Genomic DNA, 23,697 nt, shown 5'->3' on the forward strand with positions numbered 1-23,697 from the left:
CTCTCCCCGCATCAGCTGCCCAGCGAGGTGAACCGGGAAGTCTCCGAAAGCACTGCCGACGCACCGCTGAGATCCGCGAGGCGAGTGGCGAGCGTGGCCGTGGCCAGGCGATCCGGCAGTGCAGCGCTGAACTTGAGCCCATTCAGCGCACGCATATCTACGGAAGGCAGGCAGAGGCGCTCGGCCACATCGATCCTGGCCTTCTTCCAATCGTCGGGAGACAGGTCCTCACGAAGTCTGATGTATGCGTCGGTGGGGCGTTGGAGAGGATCTGCGACCCCGGCGAGCGTGGCGGCCAGCGTGGCGTTGGCCCGGTAGCCCGCCCAAGTCCACCACCGCACGTTGGTGTCCTTCCCACCCCGGACGATGGCCGTGGAGTTCGGATGGACGAACTCGGCGTTTTCCTCACGTGCTTGTGCCAGGGCGCTGCGAGCACGTCTGGTCAGGGTGATCGGAGGTTCGGCCCCGAGGAGCACCTCCCGTACGGCACGCGTCAGTTCGTAAGAAGCGGTACGCGCGAAGCCGACTCCGCCCCAGCGAGCTCTGCCCCCGCCCTCGACCGGATCGACGTAACAGCGTCGTCGCGACCAGTCGATGTAGGTCACCTGCCAGCTCCGCCCGGCCAGCAGCAACCGACGGGGACCTGCCACCTCGTCGGTCAGCAGTGCGGGGTCGGTGGTACCGATCTCGGTGCGTCCGGTCAGCACTGTGAATTCCGGAGCGGCGGTGAACACCGCGGCGAGATCCATGAAGTTCCGGAAACCGAAGCGCTGTTCGGCCTCGGGGCCGATGAACAGCATCCCCTCGTCCTGGTCCAGATACCCCTCGCTGATCAGATGCCGCATGATGGGGTCCGCCGAGGGTCCGAACGGGCCGAGCCCGCCCCACCACTCCTGCCACAGCTTGTCTCCGACCGAGTGCTCCTGCAGGCAGAGCGCCAGTATCTGTTGCGCCACGATGTGACGAGGTTCCGGTGGCGCGACCACAGGTTCGACCCAGCCGCGCGACCACAGCAGGAGTAGCGCCGCCGCCGAGAGTAGACCGTTCTCGTCCAGCGCGAGGAACAAGCAATTACGGGGAGCTCCGGGACGGCGCCCGGTGCGACCGAGTCGCTGGAGGAAGGAACTGGCGGACTGGTACGACGATGCGGCGCTGGGCGGCGAGCTCAAAAGGCAAGTCGATGCGGCGGGTGGTCCCGAAGCCGTAAACGACGGGCCGGACACAGCTCCGTCGAAGCGACTCCTGCGTTTGCGTCCCGGGTACCTCAAGACCCAGGACGGCCCAGTAGCAGTTGCCGACCTCGGGCTGCCTTCCTTGGCGTGCGGCATGCCCGCATTTCGACACCTGGATCGACAAACTGCTGGCGCTCACGAGCCTGTGAGAGCCCGAATGGCGTCTCCCCCGCGTGACATGGCGTGACTCCCGCAACAAGCCGCCACACAGGATCCCGCTCGTCGTCGCCCTTGCAATCTTTTGTGCAGAGCCCCGCCCAGGGCTCACACTTACGGACCGTTCATGAATTGAGGCACGCCTCTGGCGCCACTCTCGGCTCGCATACACATCGCCGTGCACAATCGCGCGGGAACCCCCGGGAAACTGCAGGTACAGGTAGGCGCTCCCACGGGACGCATTGTCGCCCCGATCAGGAAGTTCCCCCGTCAGGGTCACAATGGCAGACGAGTCGGGCTGTACGCCGGGTTCTGTCGCCCGGTCGCCTCGCGGCGGCCGGGGAGACGGCCATCCATCTAGGACCGGCGTTGCCGCCGGCCTCGTGCGGTCTACCCGCGGACTCGGGCGGGCAGCCCTCGAACGTCCGCGCAGAGACGCCTTTTACAGCGACTCCTCTTGACCTTGCTCCGGGTGGGGTTTACCTAGCCGCCTGAGTCGCCTCAGGCGCTGGTGGTCTCTTACACCACCGTTTCACCCTTACCGAGGGCCGAAGCCCCCGGCGGTCTGCTTTCTGTGGCACTGTCCCGCGGGTCACCCCGGGTGGCCGTTAGCCACCACCCTGCCCTGTGGAGCCCGGACGTTCCTCGGGAAGGTCCACAAGGACCTCCACGCGGCCGTCCGCCCGGCTCGTCTGCCGTGCCGACCATGGTACCGGGCGGGCGAGGCGCCGGGGACCGGCGGTCGCCGTGGCCAGGACCGAGCCCGCCAGGATGAGGGCGAAGGCCGCGAGGACGCCGGCGGTCAGGGTTTCGTCGAGGAAGACGGCGCCGGCCGCCACCGCGACCGCCGGGTTGACGTACGTGATCACCGTCGCCCTCGTCGGGCCCGCCTCCTTGATGAGTTCCAGGAAGGCGACGAAGGCGACCGCCGTGCAGATGACACCCAGGCCGGCCAGGGCGGCCAGGACCTGCCCGGACGGGAGCGTGTCGGGCCGGGTGGCCGCCGCGGCGGGGGCGTAGACCAGCGCCGCCAGGGCCAGGCAGGGCGCCGTGAGGTGGAGCGACGGCACGTCCTTCAGATGGCGGGCCGCGATCACCGGTGCCGTCGCGTAGCCGACGACCGTGAGCAGCACCTCGGCCAGGGACCGGGCGTCGCCGCCGGTCAGGTGCGGGACGGTGAGGACCGCGACGCCGGACATGCCGAGGGCGAGGCCCGTGACGCGGCGGGTACCGAGCCGTTCCGTGTCGCCGAGGAGGCGGGCGGCGAGCACACCGACGATGGGGACGCCGGCGATCAGCAGGCCCGCCGTGGAGCTCGACAGGTGGCGTTCGGCGTCGGTCAGGGTCCACCAGGGGCCGATGATCTCGATGCACGCGAACGCCAGCATGGGGCGCCAGTGGGTGCGGACGTTGCGGGCCAGGCCGCCCTGGCGTAGCGCGAAGGGGAGCAGCAGCGCGGCGCCGAGCGCACAGCGCGTGAACACCACCGCGGACGGGGACACGGCGTCCACCGCCACCTTGATCATCAGGTAGGGGATGCCCCAGACCACTCCCATGAGGGAGAAGAGAAACCAGCCGCGTGCAGTCATGCGGGCAGTGTCGGCCGCCGGTCCCTCAGGAGTCTTGAACGCTGTTGCGGTACGCCGTCGCCGCCACGCTCGCCCGGTACGCCGCCGGTGTCACGCCGAGCACCCGCCGGAACCAGCGGGTCAGGTGCGCCTGGTCGGCGAAGCCCACGAGCGGGGCGACCTCGGCGGGGCGCAGCCCGGAGTCCAGCAGCCCGCGGGCACGGTTCACCCGGTACTGGGCCAGCCAGGCGTACGGCGGTATCCCCGTGGCCGTGCGGAAGGCGCGCAGCAGTTGGTAGCGGGACAGGCCCAGGTCGGCGGCGAGCGCGGCGAGCGAGGGGGGTGCCTGGAGTTCGTCGGCCAGGCGGTCCCGTACCGCGCGGGCGATGTGGGCCGCCCCGGTGACCGTGTCGCACGCCGCGCGGGCCGTGGAGTGGCGGCGGGCGAGGCCCGTGAGCAGCCAGGGGAGGACGGACTCGGCTTCCAGCGGGTCGGGGCAGGCGCTGAGTTCGGTGTGGGCGGCGCGGAGCGCGGCGGCCAGCTCGGGGTCGTCGAGGAGCGGCTCGCGGAAGTGCGGGAGGCCGCCGAGGGTGCCGTCGGCGAGCAGGGAGGGCTCGGCGTACAGGGCGCGGTAGGCGTAGCCGTCGGTGGCGTTGCCGGGGCCGCCGGTGTGCATCTCGCCGGGGGCCAGGACGACGATCGAGCCGGGCCCGGTGCGGATGTGGCCGCCGCGGTAGTCGATGATCTCGGACCCGCCGACGCAGACGCCGATGGTGAACTCCTCGTGGGCGTGCGGGGCGTAGACGTGCCGGTCGAACCGGGCGGTCAGGAGGTCGAGCGGCGGCCCGCAGCGCCCCAGCCGCGCCCTGGTCCACAACGCCTGTTCCCGTCCGCCCACCGCGCACCTCCCTGGCGGGTGCAACGCCTGGAGGACCCGTTTCCATGCCGCGGGCGGGTGGCAGGATCGCGGCATGGATGACGGGGGCGGGCCGTGGTACGGAAGGCCGCGCGGGCGGTCAGAGGAAGTCCGACGTGTCCAGTTCGAAGGCGAAGGGCTCCGGGAGGGAGAGGGGCTTGCCGAGGGGAAGCGTGCAGTGCCGTCGGTAGTCGTCGTTCTCCGGGTCTCCGAACAGCGTGATCGCGGAGGCGTCGCGGTCTACGAGCAGGTAGAGGGGGATGCCGCCGCGGGCGTAGCAGCGGCGTTTGGCCTCTCGGTCGACCTCGGGCTTCGTCGACGCCACTTCGAGAACCATGGAGACTCCGTCGCACGGCATCCAGGAGTCGGCGCCCCGGTAGAGCCGCAGCTCTGCGGGCGCGAAGGTGCCGTCCGGGATCACATAATTCTTCGGGCAGCCGCCCCCGCTCCGCAATTTCAGGCCCTTGTTCCCCGAGAAATCCATGTCGGTGCGGGACCGCCTGATCACTTGTTTCATGATCCGGTTGATGTAGTCCTCGTGATCCCCGTCCGGCGGCGGTGTCACAAGGATCTCCCCCTCGATCAGTTCGGCCCGGAACCCCTCCGGGGTGTCGAGGGACAGGAAGATGTCCAGCAGGCCTTCGGCCGGCGTGGTGGGCTCGTGCGCCACGGCAGTCATGTCACGCCCCTCCTTCGGTCGTTCGCCAGACTCGGACACCGGAAGACCACCTGACCATGAGATCGGGAACCGTTCCCTCGATCGTGGCACACGATCACGGTCGCCGTCAGGGACGCGCGGACACGGCGGGCCCCCGCTCGACGGCCGGTGCCGCCCGGCCCGTACGGGAGATCACGCGGGCGCGAACTCCACCTTCGCCGTGCCCGGTTCCGCCTGGGTGAGGCGTACGCGCAGGCGCTCGCCCAGGGGGAGTCCCGTCGTGCCCCCGGCGATCCGGGCGACGACCGCCGGGGACTCCAACTGCACCGTTCCGACGGTGGGTTCGTGCTCCTGTACGTCGACCACACAAGCCTCGAAGAGGTCGCCCACCCGGTCCTTCAGCAGCGCCGCCTCCACGATGTCGACGCACTCGCGCTCCACGGTGCCCGCGCGCCGGCTGCCCTCCGCCATCACCTCGGGAAGGTCGTCGAGGGCCGCGAGGACCCACTCGGGTGGCGGCCGGTCCGCGGCCGCCGCGAGGCAGAGCTCCGACGCGTACCGGTCCGCGAGCCGGCGCAACGGGGCCGTGCAGTGGGCGTAGGGCGCGGCGACGGCGGAGTGGACCGTGGTCTCGGGGAGGACGCCGTCCCGGAACACGGTGTAGCCCGCGCCGCGCAGCAGTGTCGTGCACTCCTGGAGGAAGGCCGCGTGGTGCGGCCAGTGCGGGTCGAGGGAGCGGATGAGCTCCGCGTACGAGACATGGTGCGGCCAGCGGATGCGCAGGGCCTTGGCCGTACGGCGCAGACGGCCCACCGCGCCGTCGGGGGCGGTGGGCAGCGTACGCAGGATCCCCGTGCCGTGCGAGAGCATCAGCTCGGCCGCCGCCATGCCGGTGAGCAGGGAGAGCTGCGCGTTCCAGTTCTCGGCGGGGAGTGGGGCGCGGTAGACGAGTTCGTACGTCCCGTCCTCGTCGACGATCTCCTGTTCGGGCACGTTGAGCGAGATGCCGCCGCGCTCGGCCTCCAGCTCCTCGCGTGCCTGCCCGATGTCCTTGAGGAGGGCCAGTGGATCCTCCGCCGTCCCCTCCCCGATCTGCTTCTGCGCATGCTTGTAGTCGAGCCTGGCACGACTGCGGACGAGGGCGCGGCGGACGTCGGTCGCCGTCGTACGGCCGTCCGCGTCGAGGTCGATCGTCCACAGGACGGCGGGACGGGTCCGGTCCGGGAGCAGGCTGGCGGCGTCCTCGGACAGGGCCGCCGGGTGCAGCGGCACCCTCTCGTCGGGGAAGTACAGCGTGGTCACGCGCCGGTGGGCCTCGGCGTCGAGGGCGCCGCCGGGTGCGACGAAGGCCGCGACGTCGGCGATGGCGTACCGGACGCGGTAGCCGCCGCGCCGCCGGGACAGGTGCATCGCCTGGTCGAGGTCCATGGAGCCCGGCGGGTCGATGGTGAACAGGGGGATGTCCGTCGCGTCGTCGGACGGCGGCCGGGGAGCCCGCCCGGCCTCCTCCAGCACGTCGGGCGGGAAGCCTTCGGGCACGCCCAGCTCGGTGCGCAGCGCGCGGAGCGCGGCCCGCAGGGGAGCCTCCGGTGCACCGGTGACGCGCATGTGACGTCGGGGCATGGGTCGAGCGTAGGACGAGCGCCACCGGGCGGCACTCCGGGCGCGGAACGGCGTGCCCGGCACCCTTTAGGCTGGCGCCGGGCCACACCACCGTTAGGAGAACACCACCGTGCTCGTGCTGCTGCCGCCCTCCGAAGGCAAGGCCTCCTCCGGCAGGGGGGCCGCGCTGAAGCTGGAGTCACTGTCCTTGCCCGGTCTCACCGAGGCACGGCAGGCGGTCCTGGACGAGCTGGTCGAGCTGTGCTCGGGCGACGAGGAGAAGGCCCGCGAGGTCCTCGGGCTGAGCGAGGGGCTGCGCGGCGAGATCGCGAAGAACACGGAGCTGCGCGCCGCGGGGGCCCGGCCGGCCGGGGAGATCTACACGGGTGTCCTGTACGACGCCCTGGACCTGGGTTCGCTGGACGCGTCGGCCAAGCGGCGGGCGAGCCGCTCGCTCCTGGTGTTCTCGGGGCTGTGGGGCGCGGTCCGGGTGACCGATCGCATCCCCTCGTACCGCTGCTCGATGGGCGTGAAGCTGCCGGGGCTCGGGGCGCTCGGCACGCACTGGCGTACTCCGATGGCCACCGCGCTGCCCGAGGCGGCGGGCGACGGACTCGTCCTGGACCTGCGTTCCTCCGCGTACACGGCGGCGTGGAAGCCGAAGGGCGAGGTGGCGGGCCGGACGGCGACCGTGCGGGTGCTGCACGCGCAGCTGGTCGACGGGGTGGAGAAGCGCTCCGTCGTCAGCCACTTCAACAAGGCGACCAAGGGCAGGATCGTGCGCAGCCTCCTCGGCGCCGGTATCGCGCCCAAGGGCCCGGCGGAGCTGGTGGAGTCGCTGCGGGACCTCGGGTACACGGTGGAGGCGGAGGCGCCCGGCCGGGCGGGCAGGCCGTGGGCGCTGGACGTGGTGGTGAGGGAGATCCACTGAGCCGGGCCGCGGCGGCGCCTCGCGCCGGGTGAGGCACGGCACACCGTGGCGGCGCCTCGTTCCGGGTGAGGCACGACAGGACATTGCAGCATGTGCAACGACCTTTGCGCATGCTGCACCCGCCGGGCAGGATGAGGCCATGACTTCGCCGCTGCCCTCCTTCTCGCCTGCCTCCGTGCTGGACCTCGCGCCGGTCGTCCCCGTCGTCGTGGTCGAGGACGCCGCCGACGCCGTCCCGCTCGCGCGGGCGCTGGTCGCCGGCGGGCTGCCCGCGATCGAGGTGACGCTGCGGACCCCGGCCGCCCTCCCCGCGATCCGGGCGATCGCCGCGGAGGTCCCGGACGCCGTGGTCGGTGCGGGCACGGTCCTGTCCCCCGCGCACGTCGCGGACTCGGTGGCGGCCGGCGCCCGCTTCCTCGTCAGCCCCGGCTGGACGGACGCGCTGCTGGCCGCCATGGCGGCGTCCGGGGTGCCGTTCCTGCCCGGCGTGTCCACGACGTCGGAGGTCGTGGCGCTGCTGGAGCGAGGGGTGCGGGAGATGAAGTTCTTCCCGGCGCAGGCGGCCGGCGGCACGGCGTACCTCACGTCGCTGGCGGGCCCGCTGCCCCAGGCACGGTTCTGCCCGACCGGCGGCATCGGTCCGGACTCCGCCCCGCAGTACCTGGCCCTGCCGAACGTCGGTTGTGTGGGCGGAAGTTGGATGCTCCCCGCGGACGCGGTCGCGGCACGGGACTGGGGGCGGGTCGAGCGTCTCGCACGCGAGGCGGCGGGCTTGCGGCCGTAGCGTCCGTGGCGTGCCGCGGTCGGGCGTCCGCTGAGCCACGACGACGGCGGCGGGACCGCGCCGGGGAGGGCCCGCGCGCATCGCGGCGGCGTGCGGACGGCGTGCGAGGCGCACGGGCTGCGGCCCTGTCCGAGCCGTCGCGTACAACTGAGGCATGACCACCGGCATCCCCGCGACCGAACCGTCCGCCTTCGCACGGGAGTTGCTGCGCTGGCGCACCGCGCGCCGGGTGAGCCAGCTGGAGCTGGCCTCGCGCGCGGGGACGACGCAGCGGTACGTCAGTTTCATGGAGCGCGGGCGTTCGCTGCCCGGCAGGGAGATCGTGATCAGGCTCGCCGAGTCGCTGGAGCTGACCCTGCGCGAGCGCAACGCGCTGCTGCTCGCCGCCGGTTACGCCCCGGCGTTCACCGAGTCGTCCCTGGACGCGGTCGCACTGAAGCCCGTACGGGAAGCGCTGGACGGCATCCTCGAAGGGCACCTTCCGTATCCGGCCGTGGTGGCGGGCCCCCGGGGCGAACTCGTCGCGGCCAACGCGGCGTTCGACGTGCTCACGGAGGGCGCCGCGCCCGAACTGCTCGCGCCCCCGGTGAACGTGCTGCGGCTGGCGCTGCATCCGCGTGGCATGGGGCCGCGGGTGGTGAACCTCGATGTGTGGGGGCGGCACATCGTGGAGAGCCTGCGGGCGCGCGCCCTGCGCAGCCCCGACCCGCTCCTCGACGCGCTGGCCGGGGAGCTCGCCGGGTACGTGCCGGCGAGCGAACCCGCCACGGACTACGTCGGCTTCGCCGTGCCGCTGCGACTGCGTTGCGCCGAGGGCGAGTTGAGACTCCTCACGACGCTGACGTCCTTCGCGACGGCCGTGGACGTCACGCTCGCCGAACTGCACCTGGAGGCGTTCCTCCCGGCGGACCGGGAGACCGCCTCGATCCTGCGCGACCGTGCCGCCGCACGCGGGGCGCGGCGCGGATGACGGGTGCGGGCCGCGGGTGCCGGCCTCGGCCCGGACCTCGGGTGCCGACCTCGGCGCGGGCGACGCGTGCCTCGCCTGCGCGCGGACGACGGGTGCCCGCCTCCGCGCGTACGACGGGTGCCCGCCTCCGCGTGGGTGAGCTCAGCGCAGATGAGAGGTGTCGTTGAACAACCGGACGCTCGCGTTGCCGTCCGCGTAGTACGCCACCGCGGAGAGCGAGGCCGCGGACAGTTCCATGCGGAACAGCGACTCCGGCGGGGCGCCGAGCGCCAGACGCACCAGCGACTTGATCGGCGTGACATGCGTGACGAGCAGGACCGTGCGGCCCGCGTACGTCGCGATCAGCCTGTCGCGCGCGGCGGCGACCCGGCGTGCGGTCGCCGTGAAGCTCTCGCCGCCGCCGGTCGGTTCGGCCCTAGGTGAGGCGAGCCAGGCGTTCAGGTCCTCGGGCCAGCGCTCCCTGACCTCGCCGAACGTCAGCCCTTCCCAGGCGCCGAAGTCCGTCTCGCGCAGCCCCTCCTCGATGGTCACGTCGAGTCCGAGCCGTGCGGCCACCGCGCCCGCGGTCTGCCGGGTCCGGGCGAGCGGGGACGCCACGATCGCCTGGATCGTGCCGCGTGCGGCGAGCGCCGCGGCGACCCGTTCGGCCTGTTCCCGGCCCGCGTCCGACAGCGACGGGTCGCTGCCGCCGCTGCCCGAGAACCGCTTCTGCGGGGTCAGCGGGGTCTCGCCGTGGCGCAGCAGGACGAAGGTGGCGGGAGCGCCCATGTCGGGGGCCGCGCCCCATCCGACGGTCGGCGCCTTGCCCTCCGCGGGGGCGGGCCTGTCGGCCGTGCCCGTCGCCACCGCCACGGTTCGCGCGGCGCGCTTGTCGGCCTCCGACGTCGCGGCGTCGCCGCCGGGCTGCCGGGGGGTGTCGGACGTCGTCGAGCCGCGGGTCCCCGCGGGCCGGGCGCGCAGTTCCCCGCGCCCCTGAAGGGGCGCTCCCTGAGTCGGCGTGGCAGAGGTTGCCGTGTCGTCGCGTGCGCCCGCGAGGGCCGCGCGGGCCCTCGCGGCGCCCGCCGCCGCGTCCCCGGGCGGGCCGGACGGCTCGGGCGGACCGGCCGTCGTGGCCCGCGCGTCCAGCTCCGCCGTCGACGCGGACGGCGACCACTGCTCCCCGCGTTTGCCCGCGTCCATCGCCTCGTTGGCCAGCCGGTCCGCGTGCTTGTTGCGCTCCCGGGGGATCCACTCGTACGTCACCTGCGACGCCGGGAAGATCCGCGCCGCCTCGGCGGCCAGCGGCTTCATGTCCGGGTGCTTGATCTTCCAGCGCCCCGACATCTGCTCGACGACCAGTTTGGAGTCCATGCGGACCCGGACCGAGGCGGTCGGGTCCAGCTCGCGGGCCGCGCGCAGGCCCGCCACCAGACCCTTGTACTCGGCCACGTTGTTGGTGGCGATGCCGATGTACTCGGCGCGCTCCACCAGGGTCTGGCCCGTGGCCGCGTCGGCGACCACGGAGCCGTAGCCCGCGGGCCCCGGGTTGCCCCGGGAACCGCCGTCGGCCTCGACGATGAACTCCCGCACGCGCCAGGCTCCTTACAGGCCGGACTCGGAGGTGCGCACCAGGATGCGGCGGCAGTTCTCGCAGCGCAGCACCGTGTCCGGGGAGGCCGCCTTCACCTCGTTGACCTCGGTGATGTTGAGCTCCAGGCGGCAGCCCTCGCAGCGGCGCTGGTAGAGCCGCGCGGCGCCGATGCCGCCCTGCTGCTCGCGCAGCTTGTCGTAGAGCTTCAGCAGGTCGGCGGGGATGGTGCCCGCGATGACCTCGCGCTCCTTGGTCACCGAGGCCGACTCGCCGTCGAACTGCTCGAAGGCCGCGTCCCGGCGGGCGGTCGCGTCGTCGATCTTCTGCTGCACGGAGGAGACGCGGCCGGTCAGCTCGGTCACCCGCTCCTGGGCGGACTCACGGCGCTCCATGACCTCCAGGACGACGTCCTCCAGGTCGCCCTGGCGCTTGGCGAGGGAAGTGATCTCGCGCTGGAGGTTCTCCAGGTCCTTCGGGGAGGTGACGGCACCCGAGTCGAGGCGCTGCTGGTCGCGGACCGCGCGCTGGCGCACCTGGTCGACGTCCTGCTCGGCCTTGGTCTGCTCGCGGGCGCAGTCGCTCTCCTCGGTCTGCGCGGCGACGAGCAGGTCGCGCAGCTGCGTGAGGTCCTTGTTCAACGAGTCGATCTCGGCGTGCTCGGGCAGCGACCTCCGCTTGTGCGCGAGCTGCTGCAGGCGTACGTCGAGGGCCTGGACGTCGAGGAGTCGGATCTGGTCGGCGGGCGCGGCGTTCAGTTGGGGGCTCCTGATGTGTCGGTGTGAGAGGCCGCGTGGGCGGTCCAGGGGTCGGTGACCGTCTTGGAGACGTGGACGCGAAGTCCCCATCCGTGCCGGTCGGAGATCTCGTCGAGCTGGGCGGCGGCCAGCTCGCACCAGGGCCACTCGGTGGCCCAGTGCGCCGCGTCGAGCAGCGCGAGAGGACTGCGGGCGCGGGCCTCGGACACCGGATGGTGGCGCAGGTCCGCGGTGAGGAAGGCGTCCACGCCGGCGGCGCGCACGTCGTCGAAGAGGCTGTCGCCCGAGCCGCCGCTGACCGCGACGGTCCGTACGAGTGCCTCGGGGTCGCCGGCGACGCGGATGCCCTGCGCGGTGGCGGGCAGCCGCTCGGCGACGCGGGCGGCGAGTTCACGGACGGTCAGCGGATGGTCCAGCTCGCAGACGCGGCCCAGGCCGCGGCGGCCCTCCGGGTCGGCGAGGTCCGGCACGAGGGGCCGTACGACCCGCAGGTCCAGCGCGCCGGCGAGGGCGTCCGAGACGCCCGGGTCGGCGCGGTCCGCGTTGGTGTGGGCCACGTGCAGCGCGACGTCGTTCTTGATCAGGGTGTGGACGACCCGGCCCTTGAAGGTGCCGGCCGCGACCGTCGTCGTACCGCGCAGGTAGAGCGGGTGGTGGGTGACGAGCAGGTCGGCGCCCAGCTTCACCGCCTCGTCGACGATGTCCTGGACCGGGTCGACGGCGAACAGGACGCGCGTGACCTCCTGGTCGGGGTCGCCGCAGACGGTGCCGACCGCGTCCCACCCCTCGGCCCTCTCGGGGGGCCAGAGAGCGTCGAGCGCGGCGATGACTTCAGACAGACGGGGCACGGGGAAAAGGCTACCTGCCCCGTGTCCGTGCCCGGCCTGCCGCGGGGCACTCGACCAGGGGCCCGGCAGCGGGCGGGCCCCGGCGCGCGCGGCCCGTTCCCGTCTCCTGACCACCGTTCAGCACACCCGCCCCCGTTTCCTCAGGCGAATCCCGACATGGCCACCCTTATGTGTGAAGGGGCAGCTCGTCGATCCCACGTCTGTGCGTGCGAAAACTAGCTTCATCGCCGGAGGTGACCGAACGATGACGGTCTGTGCGACGGAGCCCGGGGCGGGGAACGCCTCGGGGCTCGTGCCGGAGGACCCCGCGGGGCTCGTACCGGACCACGCGACGACACCGCTCGCGGCGGATCACCCGGCGGGAACGGCGGCGGAGTTCGTGCCGGACCGCTCCACGGGGGCGCCGGCGGAGACCGCGGCACCGGCGCCCGCGGCACCGCCGGCCGCCACGGACCGCCCGGCGGGGAGCGCACCGGACACCGCGCCGGAGCCCACCGCGGGCCTCACGCCCGACAGCGCACCGGGGGTCGCCCCGGACCGCGCCGTGGACGCCATGGCGGGGAACGTACCGGGCCACGCGGTCGTGCCCGCTGCGGTCCTCCCGACGGAGAGCGCGGCCGGGCGTACGGCCCGGATCGCGGCGGCCCCTGTCCCGGACGGCGCAGAGGGGGCGGACGGGAACGCGTCCGCCCCCGCCGCGGGTCACATGCCGGGCAGCACGACGGGCGCCACGGCCGACCACACCGCCAGTCACACGCCGGGCAGCACGACGGACGCCACGGCCGACCACACCGCCAGTCACACGCCGGGCAGCACGACGGACGCCGCGGCCGACCGCGCCGCGGGCGGCGCCGCAGGGCGCACGACGAGGAGCACTCCCGAACCTGCCGCGGGCTTCGGGACGCGGAGCACGACCTGGGGCGCGGTGAACCCCGACGTGAGCACCGGCACGGTGAGCACGACGGACCCCTCCGCGGGTGACACGGCGGGAAGCGCGCTCGACCGCGCCGTACGGATCGCGCGGGAGGGCCCGGCCGGGATCCCGGCCGGGCCCTCCGTCGAGGTCGCGACAGCCGGCACGCGCTGGACCGCGGCCGTCCCCACCGCCGACGACGCGACGGCCACCGCCGGCGTCCAGGCGTACACCGCGAGCTGGACCCGGACGGCCCCCGCCGCCGGTGGCACGACGGACCCCGCGACCTGGACCACGGCGAACCCCGCCGTCGGCGCCGAGACGGACAGCGCGCCGCGGAACGTACCCGGCCCCACCGTCGACATCGCGACGGCCGGCACGCGCTGGACCACGACGAACCCCGCCACCGGTGTCGAGACGGGCGGCGCCACCTGGACCGCGGCGAACCCCACGGTCGGCATCGCGTCGGGGAGTCCGGCCGGCGGCGCCGCAGTCGCGTGGGGGCCCGCGGCAGGGAGCGCGGCCGACCGCACCACGGGCTTCGTCGTCCGGGGCGCCGGCGGCCGCGCCGCCGGTGTCCCCCTGCAGCGCGCGGCCGACGGCGCGTGGGTCGGCGCGACGAACGGGGTGACCGACGCTACGACCGGCACCACGCCGGACGGCTCCGTCGAGCTCGCGGCCGACGGCGCTGCGGGCGGCCCGTGCGCCAACGCGGCGAACGGCGCGGCGAACAACGCGGCGGACCGCGCCGCAGAAGCCGTGGGGACCGCGGCAGAGCCCGCCGCGGTCGGCCCACGGGAGCACGCGAGCCGAGGCACGGCCGGCCACGCCGAGGACGCGGGTGGCCGGATCCAGGACAGGTGTACCGGGGACACGGGTGACCACATCCAGTACAGGTCGCCCGGGGACGCGGGTGGCCAGGTCCGGGACGGGGTGGTCGGGACCGACGTGGAGGCGGTGGGAGTGGACGAAGGTGCGTGGGCCGCACGGCCCGGGTGTGTGATCGCCGCCGACGGCACGTACGCCGCGCGGCTCGCCCTCGACGGCGCGTCCTGGTACCCGGAGCGCTGGACGCTGGACGGGCCCGAGCCGTACGCCGTGCCGCTGCCGGTCAACCAGCCGGAGGAGCCCGGCACCGAGGTACTGCCGCTGACCGACGGACGGGTGCTGATCCACCGGGTCGTGGACGGTCGGCACACCTTCTCGCTGCTGTATCCGACGGGGCCGGGCACCGGCGAACTGCCGCTCGGCGCCGTCGAGTGCCCCGACGCCGACACCAGGCTGCGGCTGCTGCCGCCCGCGCCGGGCGGGCAGCGCGCGTACGCCCTCGCCGTCGGCCGCGGCTCCACGACGGTGTGGCGGGTGGCGGGCGGCGCGTTCGGCCCCGAGCACGTCGCCGAGGTGCCGGGCCACTGCTCGGGTGGCGTCTGGCTGGACCGCACCGGCCGGCTGCTCGCCCTGGACCGGTTCCAGGACGGCCGCACCAAGACGGTGGTCGTCGACCTGGAACGCGGCGGCGAGATGTCCCCGCTCCTGCAGATCACCGAGCGCAGCAACGACCGCCTGCTCCTCGCGGACGCCGACAGCGGACTCCTGCTCATCCGCTCCGACGCGCCGTCGCCGGGCCACGACCGCCTCGGCTGGGGCGTCCTCGGCAGCACCCTCCCGGTCCGCTTCCCGGACTGCCTGCGTGCGCCGGAACACACCGTCACGCCCTTCGCGATCCAGCCCGGCCAGGTGCTCACCCCCGAGACCTGTGCGGTGGCGCTGCGCATCGACGGCCCGGCCGGCACCTGGCTGGGCATCTGGCGCCCCGCCGAACGCCATGTCCACCAACTCCCCGCCCCGGCGGGATGGCTGGCGGGCACCGGGCTGTGGACCAGAGAGGGGGTGCTCCAACTGCCGTACGCGACGGGGGCGGTGCGGTGCGGCGTGGCCCGGGTGGGAGCACCCGCGGGGACGGGGGAAGGGGGTCCTGACCGGGACGCCGTTCAGGACCCGGCCCCGCCCGTCACCGCCCGTCCCGTCCCTCTCCAGCAGGCGCCCCTGGAGGGCCGGGTGGTGCGTCCGGTCGCCCCGGTGCCGTCACCCGCCGACACCTCTGTGGTGACGGCCGGTTAGAATCCCCCGGCTGCAAAGAAGGATCTTGTATACGGGGTGAACACTTCAGATGAGCGACACCAGCATCAAGGAACCGCAGGTCACCGCCGACGAGGCCACGGCCCTCGCCGAAGGTCACGGCAGGCACCGCGGTCCGGTCTCCGGCCATGACGACGAGGCGACCCCACAGGGACGCCACCGCAAGCCGTCCGAGCAGACGGACCGGTCGGTCTGACGGCACGTCGCAACCGGCACACGGCCCCGCTCGCCATCGCGAGCGGGGCCGTTCTGTGCGGGGCTCCCCCGGGCCCCACGTGCGGGCGGCGTCCGACTCCCCCGCTGTCGCGGCGGCCTTGTCCGGCTGCGGACCGGCCCCCACAATCGAGACCCACCGTACGGAACTGACATCCGCGGGGGTATCCCAGATTCCTGGGATATGACGGGCCGATATTCCGGGGACCTGCCGATGACTCCTGCCGAGACCACCGCCCGCCTCGAACGCGCCCTGCGCGGCGAACTCAGCGCACTCGCCGTCCTCGACCGCACCGGCCGCGTCCTGCTCGATGCCGTGCCGGCGGACATCTGGTGCGGAGTCGTCCTGGACCCCTCGACACTGCTGGACACCGGGGGTCAGCACGAGTCCGGCTTCCCCGAGTCGAGCATGCGCCGCCTCTTCGAGATCGAGCACGTGGAGCAGGACGACGTCGACAACCTGCGGGCGCTGGCCCGGCGCCCGGGCAGGGTGAGCCTGCTGAGCCGCTCCACCCACGGCCGGCTCGACGACAGCAAGTACTACCGCGAGATCCTCCACCCCCTGGGGCTCACCGACGAGTTGCGCGTCCTGCTGCGGGACGGCCGGCGCACCTGGGGTCTGCTCGTGCTGTGCCGGGACGGGCACACCCGCGCCTTCTCCTCGGCCGACCTCGCCGTCGCCGAGGCGGTGAGTGTGCCGGCCTGCGCCGCGCTGCGCCGTTCGCTGCTGCTGTCCGGCGTGGACGCGGGCCCGCTGCCGGACGCGCCGGGCTGGGTGGTCCTCGACGGCGATCTGGAGGTGCGGTCGATGTCGCCGACGGCTCAGCACTGGCTGGACCGGCTGCAGGAGCGGCACGCGCCGGGCCGCGGCAAGGCGGGCCCGTACCTGATGCGGGCGCTGGCCGTGCAGGCGCGGGGCGAGGTGGCCGGGGCCGGCGCGCATGTGCGGGCGCCGACGAGTGCGGGGCGGTGGATCTCGCTGCGGGCCTGGCCCGTCGACCAGGGCGGCGAACCCACCACGGTGGTGTCGGTCGGCCCCACCGATCCCGGCGAGCTGACCGCGCTGGTCCTCGACGTGTACGGGCTGTCGCCGCGTGCCCGGCAGATCGCCCAGCTCGTGCTGCTGGGCCGCTCGACCAGTGAGATCGCCCGGCAGCTCGGCGTCTCCGCGTACACCGTTCAGGACCATCTCAAGCAGATCTTCGACAAGGTGGGGGTGCGCAGCCGCCGGGAACTGGTCGCCGAGCTGTTCTTCCGGCACTACGTGCCCCAGCTGGCGCACCCTCCCCTGTCGACCGACGGCCGTCTGCTCGGCGGCCCGGCCGACTGACCTCCCGGATCCGGGTCGGCGAGGGGCAGCCGGCCTTCCGGAACCGTGGCGGCCCGGAGCGGGGGCGGCCCTGAAGCGGGCCGCCCCGCTCGGTCGTCACCCGTGCTTGAGCCCCAGCACCTCCGCTGCCGCGAACGTCTCGCCCTTCGGCCGGTCGGCGTAGTACGGCGTGAGCAGCGCGTCGAGTTCGTCGTGGCTGAAGGCGTCCTGCTTGGTGTCGAACTTGGCGGCGACACGGGGGCGTTCGACGATCGCGACCATGCCGCCGTGCACGACGATGAGCTGCCCGTTGACATGTCCGGCGGCGGGCGCGGCCAGATAGCCGACGAGCGGGGCGACATGTTCGGGGGCGAGCGGGTCGAGGCCCTCGTCGGGCTCGGCGAAGCCCGCGAAGACGTCCTCCGTCATCCGGGTCCGGGCGCGTGGGCAGATGACGTTCGCCGTGACGCCGTACTTGGCCAGCGCCAGGGCGCTCGACGTGGTCAGGCCGACGATCCCGCCCTTCGCCGCCGCGTAGTTGGGCTGTCCGGCGGAGCCCGCGAGGAAGGCCTCCGAGGAGGTGTTCACGATGCGCCCGTACACGGGGCCGCCGGCCGCCTTGGACCGTGCCCGCCAGTGCGCGGACGCGAAGCGGGTGGTGTTGAAGTGGCCCTTCAGGTGCACCCGGATCACCGAGTCCCACTCGTCCTCGGACATCGAGAAGACCATCCGGTCGCGCAGGATGCCCGCGTTGTTGACGAGGACGTCGAGCTTCCCGAACTCGGTGACCGCCAGTTCGACCAGCAGGCGGGCCTGGTCGTGGTCGGCGACGTCCCCGGTGTGGGCGACGGCCCGGCCGCCCGCGGCGCGGATCTCGGCGGCGACCTCCTCGGCGGGCGTGGCCGAGGACTCGCCCGACCCGTCCCGCCCGGACTGGCCGAAGTCGTTGACGACGACGGCCGCGCCCAGCCGGGCCAGTTCGAGTGCCTCGGCCCGGCCGAGGCCGCGGCCCGCGCCGGTGACGATCGCGGCGAGCCCCTCAAGTGGCAGTGACATCAGGGTCCTTAGCGGTTGTGGGGGTCAGATCTCGATGCAGGTGCGCAGCGCGGTGCCCGTACGCATCTGGTCGAGTGCCTCGTTGATCCCGGCCAGCGGCACCCGGTGGGTGATCAGGCCCTCCAGGTCGATGCGGCCCGCCCGCCACAGGGCGATGGTGCGCTCGTAGGACCTCAGGACGTCCCCGCCGCCGTACATGGAGGGCAGGATGCGCTTCTCGTCGAAGAACAGCTCGAACATGTTGAGCTGGAGGAAGTCGTCCATGGCTCCCGCGCCGACGACCACGAGGGTCCCGCCGCGGCGGGTGTTGTCGTACGCGGTGCGTGCCGTGGCCGATTTGCCGACGACCTCGAAGACGTAGTCGAAGCCCTCGCCGCCCGTCACCGACTGTTTGGCGTCGGCGAGTTCGTCGGGCGAGAGGGCCTTCGTGGCGCCGAACCTCAGCGCGGCCTCGCGGCGCGAGGCGACCGGGTCGACGGCGACGATCTCGGCGGCGCCCTTGAGCCGCGCGCCCTGGATCGCGGAGATGCCGACGCCGCCGCAGCCGATGACGGCGACCGACGAACCGGCCTCCAGGTCGGCGGTGTTGAGGGCGGCGCCGAGTCCGGTGGTGACGCCGCAGCCGATCAGTGCCGCGATGTCGTAGGGCACGTCGTCGGGGATGGGCACCGCGCAGCCCGCGTCGACGACGACCTCCTCGGTGAAGGTGCCGGTGCCGGCGAAGCCGAAGACGTCACCGCCGGGGCGTTTGAAGTTGGGGGTGCCCGCGTTCATGAATCCGGCCAGACACAGTTCGGTCTGTCCGCGCTTGCAGGCGGGGCAGACGCCGCAGGCGGGCAGCCAGCAGACGACGACCCGGTCGCCGGGTTTGAGGTGGCTCACCCCGTCGCCGACCTCGGTGATCTCGCCGGCGCCCTCGTGGCCGGGGACGAACGGCGCGGGCTGCGGCAGTACGCCGTTCATCGCGGACAGGTCCGAGTGGCACAGCCCGGTGGCGCGCACCCGGATCCTCACCTTGCCGGGCCCGAAGCCCACCGCCTCGACGTCGTCGAACACTTCGAGCTTGTCCTGGCCTATCTCCTGCTGTACGGCTGCGCGCATGGTGCGGCTCCCCTCGGAAGGTCCCCTCGGAAGTGCGGGCGTACTGAAGTGCTGGAGTCCTGGGCGCCGGCGGCCCTGGGATGTCCGGCGGCGCTCAGGAGTGTTCGACGACCGTGTCGGCCAGTACCGGGGCGTCGTCCCGTTCGACCGCGCCGACCGCCACCTGGACCGAGCCGTCCCGCCGCCACATCCGGATGCGCAGGGTCTCGCCGGGGAAGACGACGCCGGCGAAGCGTGTGGTGTACGAACGGACGCGGGTGACGTCGCCGCCCAGGAGGGTGTCGACGACCGCCTTGAGCGTCATTCCGTAGGTGCACAGTCCATGCAGGATGGGCCGGTCGAATCCGGCGAGTTTGGCGAACTCGGGGTCGGCGTGCAGCGGGTTCCAGTCCCCGGAGAGCCGGTAGAGCAGCGCCTGGTCCTCGCGGACGGGCCGTTCGACGGTCCGGTCCGGTGGGCCCGTCGGTGCTTCGAGGCGGGTGGAGGGGCCGCGGTCGCCGCCCCAGCCGCCTTCCCCCCGGACGAAGATCTGGGCGTCGTTGGTCCACAGCGGGCCGTCGGTGTCGGCGACCTCGGTGCGCATGACGAGGATCGCCGCCTTGCCCTTGTCGTAGACGGCGGCGATGCGTCCGGTGGCGGTGGCGGTGCCCTCGACGGGGATCGGGCGGTGCAGCCGTACGGTCTGGCCGCCGTGCAGGACGCGGGCGAGGTCGACGTCGACACCGGGCATGGACAGTCCGCTGATCACACCGGGAGAGCCGGCGCCCGCGACGGTCGCGAAGCTGGGCAGGACGTGCAGCCTGGATTCGAGGGTGTAGCGCAGCTCGTCGGGGTCGGTCGCGGGGACGCCCGCGCCGATGCCCAGGTGGTAGAGCTGGACGTCCCGGTGGTTCCAGGTGATCTCTCCGGTCCGGGGTTCCGCGGCGACGGCCTTGGCGGCGTCAATGGGCATGGGGCTCCTGATGACTAGCGCGAGAGACCTCGGTGCGGCCGTCCGCACCGTCGGCCGCACCGAGGTCGACACTGGGCCGCGGAACCCGCCCGTGCTAGAACGCGTTCCAGTCCGGCGCCCCCTTGTATAGCCCAGCGCCCAGCACTTGTGAAGACTACTGACGCCATGTCAGATCCGCGGGTCGCCGCGGCCACCCGTGACATTTGTCCCGGCCGATCGCCCACAAGTGCATCTGCCGGGCCCGCTCGGCCGCCCCTAGCGTCGTAGTCATGACAAAGACGACGGGGGCACGGCCGACGACGGGGACACGGCCGACGACGGGGGCACGGACGGCCGTGTCCTTCACGGGGGCGGTCAAGTCCTTCGGCGACGTACGCGCCGTGGACGGGGTGAACCTCACGATCGCGCGGGGCGAGACGGTCGCGCTGCTGGGCCGCAACGGCGCCGGCAAGTCGACGACGATCTCCCTGCTGCTCGGGCTGGACGAGCCCGACGAGGGCACGGTGACGCTCTTCGGCGGCCGCCCGGAGGAGTCCGTGCGGGCCGGGCGGGTCGGCGCGATGCTCCAGGACACACGGCCGGTGCCCCGCGTCACCGTGCGGGAACTGGTGGGCTTCGTGGCCGGACGCTACCCGGCGCCGCTGCCGGTGGACGAGGCGCTGGAACTCGCGGGCATCGCGGACCTGGCTGCCCGGCGCGTCGACCGGCTCTCCGGAGGGCAGGCGCAACGGGTGCGGTTCGCGGTGGCGCTCGCCGGGAATCCGTCGCTGATCGTGCTCGACGAGCCGACCGCCGCCCTGGACGTGGAGGCTCGGCACGCCTTCTGGGCCTCGATGCGGGGGTACGCGCGACGCGGCCACACGGTGGTCTTCTCCACCCACTACCTGGAGGAGGCCGACGCGCACGCGGACCGGATCGTCGTCATCGACCACGGCCGGATCGTCGCGGACGGCACCGGGGAGCAGCTCAAGCGGTCGGTGGGCGGCAACCTGGTCTCCTTCGACCTCGCGGGGCACGGCACGGAGGGTCTGGCGCTGCTGCCCGGCGTCGTCTCGGTGGAGATACGCGGCGGCCGGGCCCGGCTGCGCACGGACGACTCGGACGCGACGGTGATCGCGCTGGCCGGGCTCGGGGCGATACGCGGCCTGGAGGTCGTGCCCGCCTCCCTCGACGACGCGTTCATGGCGCTGACCTCACAGGCTCTGGAGACGGTGTGATGCTGGACTATCTGCGGCTCGAGGTGCGCCGGACGCTGCGCGACACCGGCTTCGTGATCGGCGGCATCGCGATGCCGGTCATGATGTACCTGCTGTTCACCAACCTCGGCGGCGGTGACGACGGCGAGTGGAAGACGGCGTCCATGGTCGGCATGGCCGCGTACGGCGCGGTCGGCTCGGCCCTGAACACCGGCGGCGGGGTCGCCGAGGACAAGGTGATCGGCTGGCTGCGGCAGCTGCGGGTGACGCCGATGACGCCGCGCGAGGTGGTGGTCGGGCGCGCGCTGACCGGATCGGTCACCGTGCTGCCCGCGATCACCGCGGTGCTGGTGGCGGGCGGCCTGGTCAACGGCGTACGGCTGGACCCGTGGCAGTGGGCGGCGATCGCCGTGCTGCTGTGGCTGGGCTCGGTGCCCTTCACCCTGCTGGGCCTCGGCAACGGCTACCGGCTGACCGCGCAGACCACGGGCGTCGCCAACATGGTGTGCAACCTGGGTCTTTCGGTGGTCGGCGGGCTGTGGTTCCCGCTCGAACTGTTCCCCGGCTGGCTGCGGTCCCTGGCGGTGTACACCCCCACGAACCGCTTCGCGCAGCTGGGCGTCTCGGTCGCGGACGGCCACGCCCCCGCCGCGGGCGGGGTGGCGGTGCTCACGGCCTGGCTGCTGGCCTTCGGCTCGTACGCGGTGTTCGCGTACCGTCGGTCCGCACGGACCGTCTGAGCGGGGAGCGGCGACATGCCCTGGATGCGAGAGGTCACCTGTCAGCTGCACGAGTGGCGGGCGGCGCGGGCGCGCTGGAAGGCGGACATGGAGCGGTACAAGACCGAGCAGCGGGCCGCCCGCGCCTCGGGGAAGGAGGTCCGTGACCCCGGCCCGCCGCCCACCGGCTTCGCGCTGCTGCCGTGGCTGCTGATGGGCATGGGCGCGTTCTCCAACATCCTCCAGGGCCGGACACAGCAGCCCTGGATCGGCGCCGTCGGCCTGCTCGCCTTCAACTCTCTCTACATCTACGTGACCTTCCGCGCCTTCGTGAAGGAGACGCGCGAAGCCCGCTCGACCCGGGTGGCCCTGGTCCTGATGGGCCTGATCACCTGCACGCTGGCGCTCGTGTACGGCGGCACCTGGCTGTACTTCTTCCCGCTGCTCGGACTGGCCACGGGCGCGATCATGCGGGGGGCCTGGCTCGGCCGGATCGGGTTCGCGCTGACGGTGCTCGCCGCCGTGGTCTCCGCGTACCGGGCCGGCTGGGACGCGGTGAACGTCGCCTACGGCACGTTCCTGTCCACGATGGTGACGGCCGCGATCCTCTCCCTGTCGGAGGCCGTGCGCGAACTGCGCGCGGCGCGCGAGGAACTGGCGCGGCGCGCCGTCGAGAAGGAGCGGCTGCGTTTCTCCCGCGACCTGCACGACCTGCTCGGTCACACACTGTCGGTGATCGTGGTGAAGTCGGAGGCGGCCCGCAGGCTCGCCGCGCGTGACCTGGACGCGGCACTCGTCCAGGTCACGGACATCGAGTCGGTCGGCCGCCAGGCCCTCACCGAGATCCGTGAAGCGGTCACCGGCTACCGGGAGGGCAGCCTGGCCACGGAACTGGACCGCGCCCGTTCCGCACTGTCCGCGGCGGGCGTCGAGCCCGTCGTACGGCAGTCGGGGCCGCCGCTCGTCCCGCAGACCGAGGCGCTCCTGGGCTGGGTGGTCCGCGAGGCGGTCACCAATGTCGTGCGGCACAGCGGTGCGGCCCACTGCGAGATCACCGTCGACGGCACCCCCGACCGTGTCCGGCTGACCGTCACCGACGACGGCACGGGCTCGCCCGCCGGCTCGTCCCCGGGCTCGTCCGCCGCCGCGGGCATCGGCGGCACCGGCCTGAAGGGCCTCACCGAGCGTCTCGCGACGGCCGGCGGATCGCTGGAGGCGGGACCGGGCGCCCGCACCGGTTTCCAGGTGCGGGCCGAACTCCCCGTGGAGACAACCGACTTGACGGAGGTACCGGCGTGAGGACGGCGCCGGCTCGAGGGCGGTGCCGGCAGGAAGGCGGTACCGGCGTGAGCACGGTACCGGCGTGAGGAAGGCCCCCGTGCCGATGCTTTGCGCGGCAGCGCAGTTCAGGGCACCTCAGGGGGGTCCGCCGCCTACCCTTGCCCTGTGAACGAGATGCCCCGGGATCACCGGCCAGCCAAGTCCATTCGCGTCCTGCTCGCCGAGGACCAGGGGATGATGCGGGGAGCGCTCGCGCTGCTGCTGGGGATGGAGGCGGACATCGAGGTGGTCGCCCAGGTGTCCGCCGGGGACGCGATCGTGGACGCGGTACTGACGCACCGGCCCGATGTGGCGCTGCTGGACATCGAGTTGCCCGGGATGAGCGGGCTGGACGCCGCCGCCGAACTGCGCGGGCAGGCCCCCGACTGCCGGGTGCTGATCCTCACCACCTTCGGCCGGCCCGGCTATCTGCGGCGGGCCATGGAGGCGGGCGCGGCGGGCTTCCTGGTCAAGGACGGCCCCGTGGAGGAGCTGGCGGAGGCTGTCCGGCGGGTGCTGACCGGCGAGACCGTCATCGATCCGGCACTCGCCGCGGCAGCACTGAGCGCGGGCCCCAATCCGCTCACCGCCCGCGAGTGCGACGTGCTGAAGGCATCGGTGGACGGCGCCACCGTCGCCGACATCGCCGCCAGGCTCCACCTGTCCGAGTCGACCGTCCGCAACTATCTCTCCTCCGCCATCGGCAAGACGGGCACCCGCAACCGCATGGAGGCGATGCGGGAGGCCCGTCAGCAGGGATGGCTGTGATCCCGGCGGAGGAGGCCGCGG

At 73.2% G+C, this 23,697-nt stretch carries 20 protein-coding genes, 1 other RNA gene and 2 pseudogenes; 11 read left to right on the forward strand and 12 right to left on the reverse strand.

Annotated features, from left to right (window positions below; genetic code table 11):
• Positions 1-11 precede the first annotated feature (11 nt).
• Positions 12-1,133 (reverse strand): annotated as a pseudogene (locus ACZ4IF_RS01730) (DEAD/DEAH box helicase); the annotation flags it as partial.
• Here ACZ4IF_RS01730 and ACZ4IF_RS01735 point away from each other — a divergent pair.
• Positions 1,099-1,419 carry a DUF4276 family protein gene (locus ACZ4IF_RS01735; RefSeq protein ID WP_467558616.1) on the forward strand — a complete coding sequence of 107 codons (321 nt, stop codon included), beginning with the start codon at positions 1,099-1,101 and terminating at the stop codon, positions 1,417-1,419. The pseudogene ACZ4IF_RS01730 and the gene ACZ4IF_RS01735 sit on opposite strands and share 35 nt — an antisense overlap.
• Positions 1,420-1,673: 254 nt before the next feature.
• Here the strand turns inward: ACZ4IF_RS01735 and rnpB are convergent.
• The 5 genes and pseudogenes from rnpB to ACZ4IF_RS01760 form a co-directional block, all read right to left on the reverse strand.
• An RNA gene (rnpB, locus tag ACZ4IF_RS01740) (RNase P RNA component class A) lies at positions 1,674-2,079 on the reverse strand.
• A 70-nt stretch (positions 2,080-2,149) separates the two neighbouring features.
• Positions 2,150-2,977, reverse strand: a pseudogene (locus ACZ4IF_RS01745) (DMT family transporter); the annotation flags it as partial.
• A gap of 25 nt (positions 2,978-3,002) precedes the next feature.
• Positions 3,003-3,854, reverse strand: coding sequence for an AraC family transcriptional regulator (locus tag ACZ4IF_RS01750; protein WP_095933948.1), 852 nt, complete (start codon positions 3,852-3,854; stop codon positions 3,003-3,005).
• 118 nt (positions 3,855-3,972) lie between these two features.
• A complete protein-coding gene (locus ACZ4IF_RS01755; protein ID WP_467558618.1) occupies positions 3,973-4,551 on the reverse strand; it encodes a Uma2 family endonuclease in 579 nt (192 codons plus the stop codon).
• A 171-nt stretch (positions 4,552-4,722) separates the two neighbouring features.
• On the reverse strand, positions 4,723-6,153 hold the full coding sequence (locus ACZ4IF_RS01760; protein WP_467558620.1) for an RNB domain-containing ribonuclease: 1,431 nt from the start codon (positions 6,151-6,153) through the stop codon (positions 4,723-4,725).
• A gap of 109 nt (positions 6,154-6,262) precedes the next feature.
• Between ACZ4IF_RS01760 and yaaA the strand changes: the two genes are divergently transcribed.
• From yaaA to ACZ4IF_RS01775, 3 genes are all read left to right on the forward strand, one after another.
• Positions 6,263-7,063 carry a peroxide stress protein YaaA gene (gene yaaA / locus ACZ4IF_RS01765; RefSeq protein ID WP_467558622.1) on the forward strand — a complete coding sequence of 267 codons (801 nt, stop codon included), beginning with the start codon at positions 6,263-6,265 and terminating at the stop codon, positions 7,061-7,063.
• A gap of 139 nt (positions 7,064-7,202) precedes the next feature.
• Entirely contained in the window at positions 7,203-7,847 is a 645-nt protein-coding gene (gene eda / locus ACZ4IF_RS01770) for a bifunctional 4-hydroxy-2-oxoglutarate aldolase/2-dehydro-3-deoxy-phosphogluconate aldolase (RefSeq protein ID WP_467558624.1), read from the forward strand.
• 154 nt (positions 7,848-8,001) lie between these two features.
• Entirely contained in the window at positions 8,002-8,817 is an 816-nt protein-coding gene (locus ACZ4IF_RS01775; protein WP_467558626.1) for a helix-turn-helix domain-containing protein, read from the forward strand.
• 141 nt (positions 8,818-8,958) lie between these two features.
• On the opposite strand, the gene ACZ4IF_RS01780 is transcribed toward ACZ4IF_RS01775, so the two are convergent.
• Genes ACZ4IF_RS01780 through ACZ4IF_RS01790 form a run of 3 tightly spaced genes read right to left on the reverse strand, consistent with a single transcriptional unit; the run spans position 8,959 to position 11,990 of the window.
• A complete protein-coding gene (locus tag ACZ4IF_RS01780; RefSeq protein ID WP_467558628.1) occupies positions 8,959-10,386 on the reverse strand; it encodes a bifunctional RNase H/acid phosphatase in 1,428 nt (475 codons plus the stop codon).
• A gap of 12 nt (positions 10,387-10,398) precedes the next feature.
• Positions 10,399-11,142, reverse strand: a complete 744-nt coding sequence (locus ACZ4IF_RS01785) for a zinc ribbon domain-containing protein (protein WP_467559917.1) — start codon at positions 11,140-11,142, stop codon at positions 10,399-10,401.
• Positions 11,139-11,990 (reverse strand): Nif3-like dinuclear metal center hexameric protein, encoded by an 852-nt coding sequence (locus ACZ4IF_RS01790; protein WP_467558630.1) that lies wholly within the window; start codon positions 11,988-11,990, stop codon positions 11,139-11,141. Before ACZ4IF_RS01790 ends, ACZ4IF_RS01785 begins: the two co-directional genes overlap by 4 nt.
• 1,846 nt (positions 11,991-13,836) lie before the next feature.
• Here ACZ4IF_RS01790 and ACZ4IF_RS01795 point away from each other — a divergent pair.
• From ACZ4IF_RS01795 to ACZ4IF_RS01805, 3 genes are all read left to right on the forward strand, one after another.
• The gene (locus tag ACZ4IF_RS01795) at positions 13,837-15,024 is read left to right on the forward strand and encodes a hypothetical protein (protein WP_467559919.1); all 1,188 of its coding nucleotides are present in this window, start codon (positions 13,837-13,839) and stop codon (positions 15,022-15,024) included.
• A gap of 49 nt (positions 15,025-15,073) precedes the next feature.
• Positions 15,074-15,238, forward strand: coding sequence for a hypothetical protein (locus tag ACZ4IF_RS01800; RefSeq protein WP_359490813.1), 165 nt, complete (start codon positions 15,074-15,076; stop codon positions 15,236-15,238).
• Between the two features lie 231 nt (positions 15,239-15,469).
• Positions 15,470-16,585: a helix-turn-helix transcriptional regulator gene (locus tag ACZ4IF_RS01805; protein WP_467558632.1), complete on the forward strand. Its 1,116-nt coding sequence runs from the start codon at positions 15,470-15,472 to the stop codon at positions 16,583-16,585.
• A 96-nt stretch (positions 16,586-16,681) separates the two neighbouring features.
• Here the strand turns inward: ACZ4IF_RS01805 and ACZ4IF_RS01810 are convergent, their stop codons facing one another.
• The 3 genes from ACZ4IF_RS01810 to ACZ4IF_RS01820 all read right to left on the reverse strand — a co-directional run bounded on the left by ACZ4IF_RS01810 (position 16,682) and on the right by ACZ4IF_RS01820 (position 19,673).
• Complete coding sequence (locus ACZ4IF_RS01810) at positions 16,682-17,620, reverse strand: 3-oxoacyl-ACP reductase (protein ID WP_467558634.1); 939 nt, start codon at positions 17,618-17,620, stop codon at positions 16,682-16,684.
• A 24-nt stretch (positions 17,621-17,644) separates the two neighbouring features.
• Complete coding sequence (locus tag ACZ4IF_RS01815; RefSeq protein WP_359490819.1) at positions 17,645-18,721, reverse strand: Zn-dependent alcohol dehydrogenase; 1,077 nt, start codon at positions 18,719-18,721, stop codon at positions 17,645-17,647.
• A 94-nt stretch (positions 18,722-18,815) separates the two neighbouring features.
• Positions 18,816-19,673 (reverse strand): MaoC/PaaZ C-terminal domain-containing protein, encoded by an 858-nt coding sequence (locus tag ACZ4IF_RS01820; RefSeq protein WP_467558637.1) that lies wholly within the window; start codon positions 19,671-19,673, stop codon positions 18,816-18,818.
• Positions 19,674-20,008: 335 nt separating this feature from the next.
• Between ACZ4IF_RS01820 and ACZ4IF_RS01825 the strand changes: the two genes are divergently transcribed.
• From ACZ4IF_RS01825 to ACZ4IF_RS01840, 4 genes are all read left to right on the forward strand, one after another.
• Positions 20,009-20,890 (forward strand): ABC transporter ATP-binding protein, encoded by an 882-nt coding sequence (locus ACZ4IF_RS01825; protein ID WP_467559921.1) that lies wholly within the window; start codon positions 20,009-20,011, stop codon positions 20,888-20,890.
• Positions 20,890-21,609, forward strand: coding sequence for an ABC transporter permease (locus ACZ4IF_RS01830; RefSeq protein ID WP_359490825.1), 720 nt, complete (start codon positions 20,890-20,892; stop codon positions 21,607-21,609). The genes ACZ4IF_RS01825 and ACZ4IF_RS01830 overlap by 1 nt, the downstream gene beginning before the upstream one ends.
• 15 nt (positions 21,610-21,624) lie before the next feature.
• Positions 21,625-22,887: a sensor histidine kinase gene (locus ACZ4IF_RS01835; RefSeq protein WP_467558640.1), complete on the forward strand. Its 1,263-nt coding sequence runs from the start codon at positions 21,625-21,627 to the stop codon at positions 22,885-22,887.
• Between the two features lie 156 nt (positions 22,888-23,043).
• Positions 23,044-23,676, forward strand: a complete 633-nt coding sequence (locus tag ACZ4IF_RS01840) for a response regulator transcription factor (RefSeq protein ID WP_345644144.1) — start codon at positions 23,044-23,046, stop codon at positions 23,674-23,676.
• Positions 23,677-23,697 lie beyond the last annotated feature (21 nt).

This window comes from Streptomyces sp. NPDC025784 (genome assembly GCF_055558435.1).